Source organism: Commensalibacter papalotli (ex Botero et al. 2024), assembly GCF_947179115.1.
GTDB classification, from domain to species: domain Bacteria; phylum Pseudomonadota; class Alphaproteobacteria; order Acetobacterales; family Acetobacteraceae; genus Commensalibacter; species Commensalibacter papalotli.
This window is the reverse complement of sequence record NZ_CAMXCI010000001.1, coordinates 444,488-461,551: the sequence shown is the minus strand read 5'-3', so window position 1 is coordinate 461,551 and position 17,064 is coordinate 444,488. Positions and strand designations below refer to the sequence as shown.

13 protein-coding genes are annotated in these 17,064 nt (G+C 35.5%); 10 read left to right on the top strand and 3 right to left on the bottom strand.

Features of this window, described 5'->3' with window-relative positions; all coding sequences use genetic code 11:
- Positions 1–142 precede the first annotated feature (142 nt).
- The 6 genes from glyA (at position 143) to QMN76_RS02105 (ending at position 7,063) form a co-directional block, all read left to right on the top strand.
- Complete coding sequence (glyA, locus tag QMN76_RS02130; RefSeq protein WP_282065665.1) at positions 143–1,432, top strand: serine hydroxymethyltransferase; 1,290 nt, start codon at positions 143–145, stop codon at positions 1,430–1,432.
- Positions 1,433–1,489: 57 nt separating this feature from the next.
- Positions 1,490–2,692, top strand: a complete 1,203-nt coding sequence (locus QMN76_RS02125; protein WP_282022975.1) for a glycosyltransferase family 4 protein — start codon at positions 1,490–1,492, stop codon at positions 2,690–2,692.
- Complete coding sequence (locus QMN76_RS02120; protein WP_034336864.1) at positions 2,689–3,795, top strand: glycosyltransferase; 1,107 nt, start codon at positions 2,689–2,691, stop codon at positions 3,793–3,795. The genes QMN76_RS02125 and QMN76_RS02120 overlap by 4 nt, the downstream gene beginning before the upstream one ends.
- Positions 3,796–3,807: 12 nt before the next feature.
- Complete coding sequence (locus QMN76_RS02115) at positions 3,808–4,734, top strand: mitochondrial fission ELM1 family protein (RefSeq protein ID WP_282022976.1); 927 nt, start codon at positions 3,808–3,810, stop codon at positions 4,732–4,734.
- 167 nt (positions 4,735–4,901) lie between these two features.
- Positions 4,902–6,104, top strand: coding sequence for an NO-inducible flavohemoprotein (hmpA, locus tag QMN76_RS02110; protein WP_034336869.1), 1,203 nt, complete (start codon positions 4,902–4,904; stop codon positions 6,102–6,104).
- 140 nt (positions 6,105–6,244) lie between these two features.
- The gene (locus QMN76_RS02105) at positions 6,245–7,063 is read left to right on the top strand and encodes a DUF3108 domain-containing protein (protein WP_282022977.1); all 819 of its coding nucleotides are present in this window, start codon (positions 6,245–6,247) and stop codon (positions 7,061–7,063) included.
- Between the two features lie 14 nt (positions 7,064–7,077).
- Here the strand turns inward: QMN76_RS02105 and QMN76_RS02100 are convergent, their stop codons facing one another.
- The 3 genes from QMN76_RS02100 to QMN76_RS02090 form a co-directional block, all read right to left on the bottom strand.
- A complete protein-coding gene (locus QMN76_RS02100; RefSeq protein WP_282022978.1) occupies positions 7,078–8,322 on the bottom strand; it encodes a chloride channel protein in 1,245 nt (414 codons plus the stop codon).
- 74 nt (positions 8,323–8,396) lie between these two features.
- Positions 8,397–9,713: a methylamine utilization protein MauJ gene (gene mauJ, locus QMN76_RS02095; protein WP_282022979.1), complete on the bottom strand. Its 1,317-nt coding sequence runs from the start codon at positions 9,711–9,713 to the stop codon at positions 8,397–8,399.
- A gap of 28 nt (positions 9,714–9,741) precedes the next feature.
- Positions 9,742–10,422 carry an HAD-IA family hydrolase gene (locus tag QMN76_RS02090; protein ID WP_282022980.1) on the bottom strand — a complete coding sequence of 227 codons (681 nt, stop codon included), beginning with the start codon at positions 10,420–10,422 and terminating at the stop codon, positions 9,742–9,744.
- Positions 10,423–10,496: 74 nt separating this feature from the next.
- Between QMN76_RS02090 and glmU the strand changes: the two genes are divergently transcribed.
- The 4 genes from glmU to QMN76_RS02070 all read left to right on the top strand — a co-directional run bounded on the left by glmU (position 10,497) and on the right by QMN76_RS02070 (position 16,953).
- Positions 10,497–11,807: a bifunctional UDP-N-acetylglucosamine diphosphorylase/glucosamine-1-phosphate N-acetyltransferase GlmU gene (gene glmU, locus QMN76_RS02085; protein WP_282022981.1), complete on the top strand. Its 1,311-nt coding sequence runs from the start codon at positions 10,497–10,499 to the stop codon at positions 11,805–11,807.
- A gap of 29 nt (positions 11,808–11,836) precedes the next feature.
- Entirely contained in the window at positions 11,837–13,660 is a 1,824-nt protein-coding gene (gene glmS, locus QMN76_RS02080; protein ID WP_282022982.1) for a glutamine--fructose-6-phosphate transaminase (isomerizing), read from the top strand.
- Between the two features lie 316 nt (positions 13,661–13,976).
- Positions 13,977–15,410, top strand: a complete 1,434-nt coding sequence (locus tag QMN76_RS02075; RefSeq protein ID WP_282022983.1) for a glycoside hydrolase family 1 protein — start codon at positions 13,977–13,979, stop codon at positions 15,408–15,410.
- 265 nt (positions 15,411–15,675) lie between these two features.
- Positions 15,676–16,953, top strand: a complete 1,278-nt coding sequence (locus QMN76_RS02070) for a serine/threonine transporter (protein ID WP_282022984.1) — start codon at positions 15,676–15,678, stop codon at positions 16,951–16,953.
- The last annotated feature ends 111 nt before the right edge of the window (positions 16,954–17,064 follow it).

The window sequence follows — 17,064 nt, the reverse complement described above, 5'->3', positions numbered from 1 at the left end:
TCTTTTATTTAAAATAAAAAAAGCAAAGATTAAAATTCTTTTTTTTATAATTTTGATGTTTAAAAAATTAAGAATATAATTTATTTATATAGATAGACGAAATTTAATTAAACCCTTTAGTCTTAATAGCAGGAATTTGTTAATGCCCGATACAAAAAATTATAATCAGTTTTTTAATTCTGATTTATCTAGCACGGACCCAGAAGTAAGCCAGTTTATTCATGGTGAACTTGTTCGCCAACAAGACGGTATCGAGTTGATCGCTAGTGAGAATCTTGTCTCTCAAGCAGTTTTAGAAGCTCAAGGAAGTGTTTTAACCAATAAATATGCTGAAGGGTACTCTGGACGTCGTTATTATGGTGGATGTGTCGAAGTTGATAAAGTAGAAACACTTGCTATTGAACGATTAAAGAAAATTTTTGGTGCAGAATATGCTAACGTACAGCCTCACTCAGGTGCAAATGCAAATTTAGCAGCTTATATGGCGACCGTAAAGCCTGGTGAAAAAGTATTGGGAATGAACCTGGCTTCTGGTGGGCATTTAACTCATGGGGCAGCTCCTAATTTCTCTGGGAAATGGTTCAATGCTTTGCAATATGGTATTCGCCGTCAGGATGGATATCTTGATTACGATGAGATGGAAGCAATTGCACGTGCAGAAAAACCAAAATTAATTATTTCTGGAGGGTCTGCATATCCTCGTATCATCGATTTTGAACGATTCCGCAAAATTGCAGATGAAGTTGGTGCATATCTGATGGTTGATATGGCTCATTTTGCGGGCTTAGTGGCTGCAGGATTATTTCCAAATCCAGTGCCTTATGCTGATATCGTGACCAGTACAACTCATAAAACTTTACGCGGACCACGTGGAGGGATTATCCTTACAAATAATCCTGATCTTGCTAAAAAAATTAATTCAGCTGTATTTCCTGGATTGCAAGGTGGTCCATTAATGCATGTCATTGCTGCCAAAGCGGTTGCTTTTGGTGAAGCATTACGTCCAGAATTCAAAGAATATCAAAAGTCTGTTGCTAAAAATGCAAAAGTTTTAGCTGAAACTTTAATTGAATGTGGTTTTGATATTGTAACCGAAGGTACTGATTGTCACTTATTATTAGTTGATCTTCGTCCTAAAAAAGTAACAGGGAAACAAGCAGAAGAAAGCCTTGAAAGAGCAGGGATTACCACCAATAAAAACGCTATTCCATTTGATCCAGAAAAACCTGCTATTACTTCTGGTATTCGTCTTGGAAGTCCTGCTGGAACGTCTCGTGGGTTTGGAGAAGTTGAATTCCGTGAGATTGGCTTATTAATTAACGAAGTACTTACCGCTTTGGCTGATGCTTCAGATGGAGATAACAGTAAAATAGAACAAGAAGTGCATAAAAAAGTTGTTGCACTTTGTAATCGTTTTCCTATATATAAATAGTTTTTTTTATTAGACGGAGTATGACTGCTGATTAAGCCATTACATCAGTTATGGCGTATGTTCCCTCCATCTAGTCGCCGCTATGGTTTGGCTAGGTTTGGGGGGTGTATAGCTCCGTCAATAACACCATCCCCACCAGTTGATTCAGCAGTTATCATTGGTGGTGAGGTTACTCGTGCTTCTGGGCTTGGAGAAGGTGCACGGGTTATGCATCAGGCTTTAAAAAAGCATCACATTGACGCTCATTTACTTGATGTTTCACCTTATTCATTTTCAATGGCACGATATAAAAAATCTGCTCAATTATTATCAAAATATTTACATGCTCCATTGATCTTACATATTAATTCTCCTCAAATTCCCTATGCGTTGCTTTCGTTACCCAGAAAATATATTAAAAATCGAAAAATTATTGGTTATTGGGCTTGGGAACTTGAAGTATTACCAAAAGACTGGATAGTGGGCTTTCAGTTTGTTCATGAAATTTGGGTGCCTTCGAAATTTGTCGCAAAGTCTATGGAGAAATGGGCTAAGCAATTTAATAAAATAATTCGAGTGGTTCCTCATCCTATTGCTGATCGTATTACATATCCAGTAGAAAATATTAGTCGTCAGGCGTTAGGTTTGCCAGAAAACAAAATTATTATTTTAGTTTCTTTTAATTTATCATCAAGTTTTGCCAGAAAAAACCCTATTGGAGCAATTTCAGCATTCCTTAAAGTATATGAGCATGTTAAGAACATAGCTCTAGTACTAAAAATTACCTATGCGGAATATTATCATGATGATATGGCAAAAATTATGAATATGATACAAGATCGTGATAATATTGTTGTTATTAAACATGTTTTATCAGCAGTTGAAAATCAAGCTTTATTTAAATATTCTGATATTATTTTATCGTTACATCGCAGTGAAGGGTTTGGGTTGGTACCCGCTGAAGCTATGTTGTGTGGTAAAGCTGTTATTTCTACAAATTGGTCTGCAACAGAAGAATTTATTGATGAATCTTGTGGAGTTCCTGTTGATTATAGATTAATCCCTGTGCAAGATTCACGAAGTGTATATCAGTTTTCGAATGCATATTGGGCAGAGCCTGATTGTGGTATTGCTGCACAAGCGATACAAAATTTGGTCTTAAATCCGCATTATCGTTTTGAATTAGGTAAAGTTGCATGTAAAAGAGCTAAAGAGCAATTTAATTCACAGTCTTTGATAAAGGGGTTATCCGCCATAGGTGCGGTAATTAATAAAGGATGAAAAAACCTCTTAATATGTTGATATGGCAATGGGGACGTCGCGGTGCTGGGCCTAAGACTGCTGTTGAATTTTCTAAAGCAGTTACGTCAATTCCTGGTATTAACACATATTTATCTTTATCAACCCAAGCTGAAATTGTTATAAAAGCTAATAATTTGGTTGTTGATTTACCTGTAAAAACATATTCTTCTATTTGGGGGTATATATGTCGTATTTTACAAGCCCCTTTAATAATTGCATCTTTGTTTAAATTTATAAAAATAAATAAAATTAATATAGCCATTTGTACCATGCCTGGGCCTATGGACTTAATTATGGCGATAACACTACGATTGTTACATATTCCGTACGTAGTTGTTGTACATGATGTTCACCCACATCCTGGGGATGGATATTTATTTCAGCATTTTTTACAAAAAATCTTGATTAAAAAATCAAGATTAACTGTTACTTTCTCAAAATATATTTATAAGCAATTACTTGCTGTTGATTACGTACCAACGTCTCAAATTATAGAGGGGTGGCATCCACCCTTTTCTTATAAAATAAACAATAGTCAACAAAGTGTGTCTGGAACAGAAATTAAGCTTCTGAATTTTGGACGTCTGTTATTGTATAAAGGATTGGACCTGTTAGAAGAAGCTTTGGATCATGTATCTAGTTCAAAAGCTTACCGCTTGCGTATTGTTGGTCATGGCCCCCAAAATCCTTTATTAGATCGATTAAATGCAAGAGATAACGTTTCAGTTGAAAATAGATGGGTGCCAGAGGAAGAGATTGCGGAGTTAATGCAATGGGCTGACGTTGTTATTTTGCCATATAGAGAAGCAAGCCAAAGCGGTATTGCAGCAACAGCATTGGCATTTGGTAAACCTATTTTAATTACTAATGTAGGCGGTTTAGCCGAGCAATTTAAAAAAGAAGATTTGGATCTAGTTTTTATTTGTGAGCCCACCATAAATGAAATTGCTAAAGGGTTAGATCAAATTTTACAGCTTAATTTTCCTATATCTCGCAAAAAGCACGACGCTGATCAAGAGTGGAAAGAGCTCGCAGAGCATCTGATTAATGAAATTACGAATAAACTCGATAAGTCACCATAAGGTCAAAAGATTATGGCAAAAGCAACTATTTTAACAGAAGATTTCGCAGGAATGAAATCTCAAGCTTTTGGTTTTGCGGAACGTGCAGGGTATCAAAAACAATTATGCAGTTTAACACCTAAAGGGCCTTGGAGTTTTATTTCAGCACCATATTGGCCTTTTCCATTAAAGTCGGTAAAGCCTTTTCATATAGAGCCAAGCGAAATTATAATTAGTGTAGGCAGTGTAGGTGGGGTTATTAATGCAGCGCTTCGCAATTCAGAGCGTCCAGCAATACATATTCAAAACCCTAGGATCTCGCCTAATAAATTTGATTTGGTAATTGTAAACCCTCATGATCGGCTTGAGGGGAAAAATATCCTTATTTCAAGAACGGCTTTGCACCATATTTCGCCGCAACTCTTGGCTGAAAGTAAGGATAAATGGGCTCCTTTTTTCAAAAATTATAAAAAACCTTTGGTTTCAGTATTAATAGGTGGAAATAATGGACGTTTTACTCTGGGGCTGAATGAAGCGAGGCAGATTGCTAATCAATTAGCAGCGTTGATTATAACAGAGAATGTTACTATTGCTTTGACGCCTTCGCGACGCACAGATCCTCAAGCTATTGATGTATTTAAAGCAATACTAACTCCATTAGGTGCTTTTATTTGGGATGGAATAGGTGAGAACCCTTATTTAGGGTTGCTAGCATGTGCTGATTTAATCTTGGTAACAATGGATAGTGTTTCTATGGTTTCAGAAGCTGTCGCAACTTCTGTTCCTGTAATGATCATATCATTACCAGGAAAATCTAAAAGAATTTCTTTGTTTATCCAGTCTATGCAGCAGCAAAAACGAGTCAAATTGTTTTATGGTCGTTTTGAAATTTGGAATACAGGACCTTTGGATGATACAGAAGTCATTGTTTATAAAGCAAAAAAAATATTAGGCTTATAAAAAAATACTTAAAGATGTACAAAATAGTTTACTTTTAATTTTAAAGATGTATATTTTTTATATCTTTAAAGGAAAAGAATGCTTCGAAGCTTTTCATAGTTATAATATTCAATAAGATGTACTTTATTTACATTTTAGTTTCTATAGTTTGTTGAGAGGTTGTTTTTATGCTCACGGAAAACCAAAAATCTATTATAAAAGCCACAGTTCCAGTATTGGCTGAACATGGTGTTGCGTTGACATCCCATTTTTATGAAAGAATGTTTGCTCAAAATCCAGAATTAAAACAAGTATTTAATCGGGGTCATCAAGAGGCTGGTAAACAACAACATGCGTTAGCTGGTGCTGTATTGGCATATGCACAAAATATTGATAATCCAACTGTTTTACAAGGAGCCTTAGTTCATATTGCTAATAAACATGTAAGTTTAGGTATACGTGCAGAACATTACCCCATTGTTGGAAAACATTTACTGGCTTCAATTAAAGAGGTTTTAGGGGAAGGAGCAACAGACGAATTAATCGACGCTTGGGGCAAAGCTTACGAGCAACTTGCTAATTTATTAATTGAGATGGAAACAAAGCTTTATAATGATCTTGTTCAAGAAGGATCCTGGACTGGTTGGAGAAGCTTTAAAATTGTTAAGAAAATAGCTGAAACAGATCAGATTACTTCATTTTATTTAAAACCTGTTGATCATGGAAAGGTTCCTGAATTTCATCCCGGTCAATATATTTCTGTTCGGGTTTATGTTCCAGAATGGGATTTAATACAACCTCGTCAATATACATTATCTAATGCACCAGGTGCGGACGCTTATCGTATTTCTGTAAAACGTGAAGATGGTAATGCCTATAGTCCTGCAGGTCACGTATCCAATGTTTTACACAAAAATTACAACGAAGGGGATGTGATCGATTTGGCACCTCCTGGTGGAGAATTTTTCTTGGATGAAAAAAGTGATAAGCCAGTTTTTTTAATTAGCGCAGGCGTCGGTATTACTCCTATGGTTTCTATGCTTACTTACTTATCAGAACATCAAACTCAACGGCCAGTTTCATTTATTCATGGTACACGTAATAGTAAAACACTCGCAATGTATGATCAAATTAACGATATCATTCAAAAAAATGATCATATGAAAAGAATTATGTTTTACTCTGAACCAGAAGCTCAAGATGAACAATATGATTATATTGGCAGAGTAGATTTAAATACAGTCAAAGAGACGATTATTCCTGATGCTCAATATTATCTCTGTGGTCCAACAGAATTTATGCAAGAGCGAGCCAAAGATCTTAAAAATTTAGGGGTTCCTGCTAAAAATATTCATGCAGAGGCTTTTGATACAGGGGTATTAAACGTTTAAAGTTGTTCTCTTTTAAATATGGATAGAGTAATTTAATTTCTATCCATATCAATTATAAAATTTAAAAATAAACCAACCTATATAATGCCATAATTTTTTTATATTATTCTAAATTCCATCTTATGATTGAAGGTCTTTGAATGATACAGCGGTTTTTAAAAGTAATGAGTGTGGCATCTTTGTATAGCTTGACTTTATGCAGTGTGGTTTATGCACAAGAAGTATCTAGTGGTAAAAACCAATCTATAAGATTGGTTTATGATATCTATAATAAAGGCTTGCATGTTATTACAATGAAGGCAGATTATGAATTATCGCCAACAACTTATAAAGTGAAAGCAAACTTTGCATCGGCAGGGATGGCTAGCCTTGTTTTTAGTTTAGATACGAATGCTACTGTTGATGGTGTTTTTAAAAATGGTCATGCTTTTCCTGGAACGTATCAATCCATAGGTAAAGATAAAAATGGTCAGTTCAAGCTAGTAATGAATTCAAATTATGGAACTAAAACTGACATAACAACACTTGAACCAGTACGTGGTGATGACAGGGACGCTTTAACTCCAGCACAACAAACACATAGCCTGGATATATTAAGTGCGATGGCTGATTTGATTTATCACGTTAGAACTACAGGAAAATGTGATAGTCAATTTAATTTATTGGATGGTTTACGCTCTTTTACTTTTCATAGTCAAAGCGTCGGGGAAAGCGAGATGCCCTCAACATGGACCAGCCCTTATAAAGGCAAAGCAATATTATGTAGAGCAACAGCTCAACAAGTGGGTGGTTTTAAAACACATTCTAAGAATCGTGTTTTGCTTTCGCAACAACAGCCAGGCTCAATATGGTTCAAGGATATTGAGGGTATTGGCTATTTGCCCGCTAGGTTTGATTTTAAAAATCCTAAAATGGGAATTGTGACAGGCGTATTGAGAAAAATTCAAGTCACTAAGTGAATTTTAACAGATAGTTAAGCTATGTTGGTCAGCTTATTTTGAATAAAATAATAAGTTGGTAAAGCGGTCGCAAAACATAAACAAATTGGATAAAAATAGGCAGGAGAAAAGCGAGATAACTCAATCATAAAGAGTGCTGAAGTTAATGGCATTTTTTGAGCTATTCCTAAAAAAACAGCTGCGGCAATAATTGCTGAACTGGACATTGGAATATTTGGTAAAGCTATGTTCCATAAACATGCTGTAATAAACCCCAGCGCTCCACCAAGCATCATACTGGGGGTAATACGTCCACCATAAGCTCCTGCAACCATTGCCAATAGAATAGCTGTCCACTTAGTAGAAAATAGTCCTATTGCATAATTTAAGCTAATATCAGAGGTAAAAGTAAGTTGATTTGCAGCCTTACCATTACCAAGGATTTCTGGAAATTTAATCGATAGAATACCAATCAACCCAAAAGCACCAATTGATATTAAAATCATAATTGGGTTTGATTTAGGTAATTTAGGTAGCCATTTAATGCTTTTATCAAATAAAAACACTGTTATACCAATGATGGGCCCCGCTATAACCGCCCAAAAGACCAAATATTCGTTAAATCTTAAATACTCTATGGGATATTGCACTAAGTCCCCAAGGCCAATACGCACTATAAAGACTGCTGTACTACAACAAATAAAAGCAGAGATAACCGAAGTAATGCTCCAACTGAGCAATAAGGTTTCCAAGGTAAAGACCATAGCAGCCAATGGCACATTATAAACGGCTGCCAACCCAGCACCCGAAGCACAAGCCAAGAGTATTTTTCGTTCTTCATCGGAAAAATGGCATATTCCTATCCATTGCGTAGCAAAAGTCGCTGTCATTTCTCGAGGGGCAACTTCGCGCCCCAAAGGTGATCCCATTGCTACGGTGATGATTTGCAATAAGGAGTGGAAGAAAGTCGTTAGGAAAGGGAGGTTTTTATCTTTGTTTTGCACAGCTGTTTTAATATCAACCAAAGGCTGCCCATAGCGATGAATGCAAAACCAACCAACCCCACCAATTAAACCACAAACCAGCAAAGCCAATACACGTCGTAACGGAGAAGCATCTTCAACCATGACTCGAAAGGGCATAATTGCATCAAGTGGAGCATTAAAGGTGAGATGTTGTATGATGTGCATCAACAACGTTAAGCCAATACCAACACATCCGCCAATAATTCCGACCAGAAACAAGGAAAAAATTGTTTTAAAATTTAGATTATATGTCATTTGTTGTGTCTATGATCCTATGGATCATTAAAATAAATAAGTTCAAAGACATAAATACAGAATATTAACAGAGATTATAAGGGGGTTGATGAATTAATAATGACTTGCTCGGCCACTAACTTGATTAAAGGGATTTCTTTTTGCAGCTCTTCATTATCTTGGTAGGGTTTATAGCGTCCCACATTACCTTCTTTGCTATGCACCAAAGCGTTGCATGTTTGATAGATGCGTTGCGCTAGGTGAGCATAAAAAATTTTCTCATCTTTAAAAGAAATCGTTTGAGCGCTGCTAAAAGTAATTTTATGTTGTTGATAATATTTGATTTGTTCAGGTGTTAGTTTTTCTTGAAGATCATCTATTTCTATAAATTTAATTAAAACTAGCTTTAAAGATTCTAATTCATTTCCTTGTCCACTTTCTTTGCAATTCCTTGTTTCTTTTTTAATAAAATTAATAACTTTATCTAACTCTTTATCATCTTTATTATCGAAATAAGGACTAGTTATTTTATCTTGGAATTGTTTTCGTAAATGTTGATTAAACACTTCATCAAAAAAATATTCTAAAACATGGTAATAGGAAAGGTATTGTGCAAAAGGTTCGTTTGAAGAAAGAGCAAGAGAATAGTAGTCTATAATATGGTCACGGTAAATACGTTGTGGTGTGGTTGATAATGTATTAAGATTTTGTTTTTTAGATTTGTTATTGTTATATATGCCAAGTAATGATGTAAGATTTGAGTAATATTCACAAGGAACATTACATTTCAACATAATCTGGAATAAAAAAGCATTGGCTAATTTTTGGAATTCCTGAAGTGTTTTTGATTTTTTAGTTGTTATCTTTAGTGTAAAAATTTCATCAAATGTAGATGATAAAACATTTGTTTGGCTTGTTAAACCGTAATCAGTAATAGCATTAAATAACACATCAAAAGGTGTAAAATTATTATCATCTATGGTGTGTTGAGGATATAATATCCTCAAATGATTGAACATAAGTAAAGAGAATTCTGGTGATATCTTATTATTTATTGTGTAGCTAATATCGTTTGTTTTATCGTGAATAGAAGAAAAACGTGTTGAATAGTCTAATTCTAAATAGTTATCAGATGGAAAATAGACAGGTATTTCAAAATAATGATTAGTATAAATGGTTTTATCTTCATGTATTGATAAAGAATGTAAATTTTTATTGAGATTAAATAATAATTTATTTAAAGAGATAAGATTTGTTTTATATTTATTTATAAACCATTCATCTATGTTGATATTGTTATCTATATTCTCTTTTTTAAACTCTTCTTGTAAATAAAAACTGGCCTTGGTAAATTCTATAAAACTATTGTGAATAAATTCAACAAGTTCTTCGTAAGAACATAATTCCATCATTCCCTCCCACAAACCCTATATTTTTACATTACTTAATCAAAATATTATCTGCCAAATCAGGCAACTTTAAAATAGAATTTGCACTCTGTGTCGCTTGCTGCCCCAATTCTGGTTTTCCATATCCCCATGCAGCATAGATACTGCCTGCGACTTTGGCATTTTTTGCAACAAGAATATCGTTGATATGATCTCCGACCATCACGGTTTTGGCTGGATCAGCATTGACCATTTTTATAATGCCTTCTAAATGACAAGCATGTGGTTTTTTATCTGCAAAGAGATCTCCTCCACCCACAGCATCAAAAAAATGATCAATCTTGAGTTGTACTAAGATTTGTTCGGCAGCTTTGGTGATTTTATTTGTGCAAAGGGCAATTTTCCAGCCACTTTTTTTAAATTCTTCCATAGCTTGCACTGCACCGTCAAAAGGTTTGGAATATTCAGTAGAGTGATCCATGTAATAGGCAATAAAATGATCCATGGCTTCTTCAAAATTAATCGCTGAAGCTTTGTCTCCAGCAAAGGCAAGCAGCCTTTCGACCAGCACTCGTATTCCATCACCAATCATTAAACGCACATCTTGGTCTGTGACTGAGGGAAGGTCATATTCTTTCATCAAGAAACGTGCACTGTTGGCTAAATCAGGTAAGCTGTCGATTAGAGTGCCGTCCATGTCGAACACAATTACGGGATTGGAAATATAAGACATTATTTTTCCCTTTCTAAAGTTATAAAATTGGTTATAAATATAAAGATATTACGAATTTATTATTATGGCGAGTTATGAGTAAATCCACAAATATTTTACAAGAATCTGTTGCGGTTATTTTAGCCGCAGGCATGGGAACCCGTATGAGGTCTTCTAAACCCAAGGCTATGCATCCTTTGGCTGGAAAACCAATGCTGCGTTATCTGTTGGATAATGTGGAGAAAATATTTGATAAAGTAGTTGTTGTAGTTGGTCCTGATATGGATGAAGTCGCAGCTCTTGCAGCGCCTCATCAGGTTGTGGTGCAAAAGGATCGATTGGGTACTGCTCATGCGGCAATGCAAGCCGAACCTTATTTTGGCAAAGGCACCGTCACTATTCTTTATGCTGATAATCCACTAGTTAGTCAAAAAACGTTACGAAATATATTGGAATGTCAACAACAGCATGGGGTTGATATGGTTTTAATGGCTATGGAATGTGTTGATCCGAAATCTTATGGTCGTGTGATCGAAAAAAATGGTTGGGTTCGACGTATTGTTGAAACAGCTGATGCTACTGAAAAAGAAAAGAAAAATCATCTTTGTAATGCAGGGGTTTTGTGCGCAAAAGTTAAATCCTTCAAATATTGGCTGCATCAAATAGAAAATAAAAATAGCAAGCGAGAATATTATCTTGTAGATGCTGTTGCTGTTGCTGTGCAAGAGGGTCGGCGTATCAAAGCACTTCGCGCATCAGAGGATGAATTAAGTGGGATTAATTCTAAATCCGAGCTAGCCATCGCAGAACATATCGTCCAAAAGAAACTGCGAAAAAAAGCAATGGATAATGGCGTAACAATGATTGCTCCTGAAACAGTATTTTTGTCAGCAGATACGGTTTTGGATGAGGATGTTATAATCTATCCACATGTGGTGTTTGGTCCTAACGTTCATGTACATTCAGGGGTTGAAATTCGTTCTTTTAGTCATTTAGAAGGATGTGAGGTAAAAAAGGGGGCAATCATTGGCCCTTATGCCCGATTGCGTCCTGCGGCTGTGATTGGACAAGATGCCCATGTGGGTAATTTTGTAGAATTAAAAGCAACGATACTAGGTGAGGGTGCTAAGGTTAATCATTTAACCTATCTTGGCGATACCGAAGTCGGTCGTAAAACGAATATAGGCGCAGGAACGATTACATGTAATTATGATGGCGTGCACAAGCACAAAACGATTATTGGTGAAGAAGCCTTTATTGGATCGGATACGATTTTAGTGGCACCTGTAGAAATTGGTAATAAAAGTTTAATAGCCGCGGGCAGTGTTATCACCGAAGATGTGCCAGAGAATACCTTGGCTTTTGGCAGAGCGCGCCAAGTCAATAAAAACAAAACGGCGAAATAGAGCGTCAAGAAAACTAGGAGATTAAATCTATGTGTGGAATTGTTGGGATTTTAGGAAAACAGCCCGCCGTACCTACCATTATCGAAGCTCTGCGTCGTTTAGAATATCGGGGATATGATTCCGCTGGAGTTGCAACCATTGAAAATGGCCATATTGGCAGAAGAAGAGCCTCAGGAAAGCTAGATAATCTTGTAAAGCGTGTGGATGGTGAACCTTTATCTGGTCTTACTGGGATTGGACATACACGCTGGGCAACTCATGGTGCACCGACGGAAAATAATGCGCATCCTCATGCAACTGAAAATGTTGCCGTTGTTCATAATGGAATCATTGAAAACCATGAAGAGTTAAAGCAAGAGCTGATTGAACTTGGTCAGGTTTTTAATAGTGAAACTGACAGTGAAACCATTGTTCAGATGGTTGATTATCATTTGAAACAAGGAAAAACACCCAAAGAAGCAGCATATGCAACATTGCAAAGACTTGAGGGGGCATATGCAATTGCAATGATTTTTGCATCTGACGAAAATATCATGATTGGTGCCCGACATGGTGCCCCTTTGGTAGTCGGTTTTGGTGAAGATGAAATGTATTTGGGTTCTGACAGTTTGGCGGTAGCCCCCATGACCCGTAAAATCGCTTATATGCCTGATGGTGTGTGGACAGTTTTGTCTCATAAAGGTGCTGAATTTTTTGATATGGATGGTTCGACTGTGGAATGTCCTGTACAAACCACAGCATTGATGGCAGGCGCTATTGGTAAAGATGGCTATCGTCATTATATGGAAAAAGAACTCCATGAGCATCCAGTTGTCATTGGTCAAACCTTGCGTCGCTTTGTTAATCCTGTCACGCATAAAATAGAACTTCCAGAGTTGCCGTTTGATATTAAAAACCTTAAACGTGGTATTATTACCGCATGTGGTTCAGCATTTTATGCTGGGGTTATTGGGCGTTATTGGTTAGAAGAAATTGCACGCCTGCCTATTGACTTGGATGTTGCTAGTGAAATGCGTTATCGCAATCCTCCTTTTGATCAAGGGGGTATGGGATTATTAGTTTCACAATCTGGAGAAACTGCTGATACACTTGCAGCACTTCGTGCTTTAAAACAAGCAGGGCAAAAAATCATTTCTGTGTTAAATAACGAACATAGCTCCATGGCTCGTGAGAGTGACGTGGTGTTAGGAATGGATGCTGGGGTTGAAATTGCGGTTGCTTCGACAAAAGCGTTTACAGCGCAATTAACGGTGCTTGCGTGTTTAACTTTGGTAATGGGGCAAGAACGCGGGACAATTTCTTCTGAATATGCAGATGAATGTTTAACCGCTTTATTAGATTTGCCTAGCCGCGTGGCAGAAATCTTGCAAATGCAAGAACAAATCCAAAAAATGGCGCACATTATTTCTCAGGTTCAAAGTGTTATTTATTTAGGCCGTGGGATTATGTTCCCCGTGGCGATGGAAGGCGCTTTAAAACTTAAAGAAATCTCTTATATTCATGCCGATGCATATGCTGCTGGGGAGATGAAACATGGGCCTATTGCGTTAATTGATAATACCGTGCCTGTCATTTCTCTTTTACCATCAGGGCCTTTATTTGAAAAAACTTTGTCGAATTTGCAAGAAGCTAAAGCCAGAGGTGGACGTATTTTGATATTTACTGACGCCAAAGGTGCTGAGCGGGTAAAAAATATTGCAGAGCAAATCGTTGTGCTTCCTACAGTGCATTCTTTTGTTACACCGCCGCTTTACACTGTTCCTGTGCAAATGTTGGCTTATGAAGCTGCTTTACTCAAAGGAACGGATGTAGATCAACCCAGAAATTTGGCTAAGTCAGTAACTGTCGAATAAACAGAGTTATTTACAAAATTTTTTAAATCCAGTTTGCTCATAGAGCTTACTGGATTTTTTTTTACTAATCTGAAAATAATTATTTCTTTATAGAGTATAGTTTTTTTTTAAAGTAATAAAATAGTATATATAAATATATATTTTGATATTGGAATGAATTAGTATTTATTTAATATAAAAAAAGGTATATAATATTAAATATAAAGAATTATAAGTATATATTTCTTTATATTATCAATTCATATTATATTTAATAAATTTTTAATCAAATTATATTTAATTATACTTTGATTTTTTTACAAAAAAGGTAATTAAAATGGAAAATCAATTTAATACAAATATTGATCAAAATAGATGTTCCACTAATTCAAATTTCAAAATCAAAAAAGGGTTTTTATGGGGAGCCGCTTCAGCAGCTTACCAAGTTGAAGGTTGTGTCAACGAAGAAGGTCGTGGCAAATCTATTTGGGACTATTATTTAAATGAAAAACAACTGGGTGGACTGGGTGTAACGGGTGATGTTTCTATTAATTTTTATGATAGAAATCAATATCTTGAGGATATTCAACTGTTAAAGAAAGTTAAAATCAATTGCTATCGCTTTTCAATTTCATGGCCCCGTATTATTCCCGATGGTCTAGGGCCTGTTAATATGAAAGCAGTTGAACATTACCGCAGGTTTATTGCTGATTTAAAAGCAGCAGGTATTAGCTCTTTGGTTACATTATATCATTGGGATATGCCTCTGGCTCTTGCAAACAAAGGGGGCTGGGAGAACAGAGACTGTATTGATTGGTTTAATTATTATGCACAAATTATATTTACGCATTTTTCAGATTTGATACAGGATTTCGTCTTGATTAACGAACCTTCTGTTGAAGTTGCACAAAATATTCTTGCAAAACGTTATTTGGCAGGTGATTTTGACAATACTGCGTTACCAGTCATAGCAACTTCTGAAACTATGGAGGTTTCCCTTAAATCCTATAATCATATCTTGTTAGCAGCGGCAAAAGCTAAAGAATCTTTCCGTGCTGGTGGTTATAAAGGACGTTTAGGTATGGCTTTGCCTTTGAGTCCAATTCTTACGGATACAAATGCGAGTGCTGCTGATAAAGCTGATGCAAAAATTGCCGATGGTGTGCTTAATAGATGGTTTCTTGATGCGATTTATAAAGGTCAATATCCAGAAGATATTTTATCGCTGGTAAAAAGCATGAATATAGATATTGGAGTTCAAGCTGAAGATGCTAAAACTATTCAGAATGCGCAATTTGAATTTTTAGGTATCAATTTTTATGCACCTAACTATGTTCGTCATGGGAAAGGTTCTGGATATAATCCAGAAACCTTTATTCCAGTTGGACAAGATGCAGCTTTTAATGGACCAGTTCGCCCTGATCAATTAACTGCACTATTAGATCGAATTCGTACGGAGTATGGTAACCCCACAGTTCTTATTACAGAAAATGGTGCTGGTTTCCCGGGTGAAGACCAACTGATCAATGGTAAAGTAGAAGATACAAAACGTTCTAATTATATTCAGTTACATATTGAAGCAATGATATTATCCATGCAAAGTGGTTCAAACATAGATGGATATATGGTTTGGTCAAGTCACGATAATTTAGAGTGGTTTAGTGGTTATAAATCAAGATTTGGTATGATTTATGTTGACTGGCAAACACAAAAACGCACTTTAAAGCAAAGTGCTTACCTTTATAGTAACATAATCAAAGAAAAAAGATGATTAATTTAAAGTTTTTCATGCGAATTTTAAGTTAATTAATAAAACCTGTTATATTCATAATTAATGATATAGCAGGTTTTTACTATTGTTTTTTTACTATAATATTCAATCAATTTACCTGATAACCATAATTTACATATTGCACGAAGCTCAATATGTAAATTATAGTTTTAATTATATTAAATATAGATAAATTTTATTTGGTTCTTGCAGATTTCGAATTAAATATTAGAAAAATTCGTTCTTTAATTTTGAGTAATAAAATATGGAAAAAAACATTTCGAGTGAAATGCCCAAATGGCGTTCTTCTGACACTATTTGGATGCTCAGTCTTTATGGAACTGCGATTGGGGCAGGGGTATTGTTTTTACCTATCAATGCCGCAGCAGGGGGATTAATTCCTCTATTAGTTTTAGCTGTACTTGCCTTTCCGATGACTTATTACGCACATCGTGCACTATGTCGATTTGTGCTGTCTGGAACTGCATCTTTCAACGATGATATTACCAAAGTAGTCGAAGAGCAGTTTGGTAAAAAAATGGGTTTTCTTATCACTCTATTATACTTTTTAGCAATTTATCCTATTTTGCTTGTGTATAGTGTCAGTATTACAAATACCGTGATTAGCTTTATTGAAAATCAATTACATATGACGCCACCGTCAAGAATAATTATTTCTTTTATTTTAATTAGTTTTTTGATTTTAATTGTCCAATTTGGCGAAAATTTAATTGTTCGGGTAATGTCCACGTTGGTTTATCCATTTGTGGCCGTTTTAATGGTAATAGCTTTATATTTGATCCCACAATGGACGGGGGATATTTTTCAAAATGTGAGTTTATCTGGTGCTACTCAAGCAGGTGGTAAGGGACTTATAGTTACTTTATGGTTGATTATTCCTGTTGCGGTTTTCTCATTTAATCATTCACCAATTATATCCTCATTAGCTGTTGCAAAGCGTAAAGAATACGGGGAATTTGCTGAAAAAAAATGTTCAAAGATTATTCAATATAGTAATATTATGATGGTTGTTACTGTATTGTTTTTTGTATTTAGTTGTGCGCTTTGCTTAAGCCCTGCTAATTTAGAGCAAGCTAAAGCGGATAATATTTCTATTCTTTCCTATCTTGCCAATCATTTTCAAACACCATTCTTGGATTGGGTTGCACCCATTGTTGCTTTTGTTGCAATTTCTAAATCATTTTTAGGGCATTATCTTGGGGCTAGGGAAGGGTTTAACGGCGTTGTTCTAAAATCAATACACTATTTTGGAATGAGTGCAAAGGAGAAGACATTAAACAAATTTGCTTTGATTTTTATGTTTGTTACAGCATGGATTATCGCTACATTAAATCCTAGCATTTTAGGAATGATTGAATCTATTGGCGGACCTGTATTGGCTATGATTTTATTCCTTATGCCGATGTATGCTATTCACACAATCCCTTCTTTGACAAAATATAGAGGTAAATTAAGCAATATCTTTATTGTTATTATGGGATGTATTGCTATTTCAGCAGCTGTCTATAACTTATTTATATAGAGCGAATTGCAAACAAAAGAATATTAGATAGATACTCATATCATAGATAAACTGTTTGAATTATTTTATATATTTTATGTGTCCTCGATAATTTATACATGTTTATACTAT

What these genes read in the sequence shown, in the direction of transcription:
- glmS (WP_282022982.1), top strand. Translation starts at nt 11,837, where the DNA reads ATGTGTGGAATTGTTGGGATTTTAGGAAAACAGCCCGCCGTACCTACC.
- QMN76_RS02090 (WP_282022980.1), bottom strand. Translation starts at nt 10,422, where the DNA reads ATGTCTTATATTTCCAATCCCGTAATTGTGTTCGACATGGACGGCACT.
- QMN76_RS02105 (WP_282022977.1), top strand. Translation starts at nt 6,245, where the DNA reads ATGATACAGCGGTTTTTAAAAGTAATGAGTGTGGCATCTTTGTATAGC.
- glmU (WP_282022981.1), top strand. Translation starts at nt 10,497, where the DNA reads ATGAGTAAATCCACAAATATTTTACAAGAATCTGTTGCGGTTATTTTA.
- QMN76_RS02070 (WP_282022984.1), top strand. Translation starts at nt 15,676, where the DNA reads ATGGAAAAAAACATTTCGAGTGAAATGCCCAAATGGCGTTCTTCTGAC.
- glyA (WP_282065665.1), top strand. Translation starts at nt 143, where the DNA reads ATGCCCGATACAAAAAATTATAATCAGTTTTTTAATTCTGATTTATCT.
- QMN76_RS02100 (WP_282022978.1), bottom strand. Translation starts at nt 8,322, where the DNA reads ATGACATATAATCTAAATTTTAAAACAATTTTTTCCTTGTTTCTGGTC.
- QMN76_RS02115 (WP_282022976.1), top strand. Translation starts at nt 3,808, where the DNA reads ATGGCAAAAGCAACTATTTTAACAGAAGATTTCGCAGGAATGAAATCT.
- mauJ (WP_282022979.1), bottom strand. Translation starts at nt 9,713, where the DNA reads ATGATGGAATTATGTTCTTACGAAGAACTTGTTGAATTTATTCACAAT.
- QMN76_RS02120 (WP_034336864.1), top strand. Translation starts at nt 2,689, where the DNA reads ATGAAAAAACCTCTTAATATGTTGATATGGCAATGGGGACGTCGCGGT.
- hmpA (WP_034336869.1), top strand. Translation starts at nt 4,902, where the DNA reads ATGCTCACGGAAAACCAAAAATCTATTATAAAAGCCACAGTTCCAGTA.
- QMN76_RS02075 (WP_282022983.1), top strand. Translation starts at nt 13,977, where the DNA reads ATGGAAAATCAATTTAATACAAATATTGATCAAAATAGATGTTCCACT.
- QMN76_RS02125 (WP_282022975.1), top strand. Translation starts at nt 1,490, where the DNA reads ATGTTCCCTCCATCTAGTCGCCGCTATGGTTTGGCTAGGTTTGGGGGG.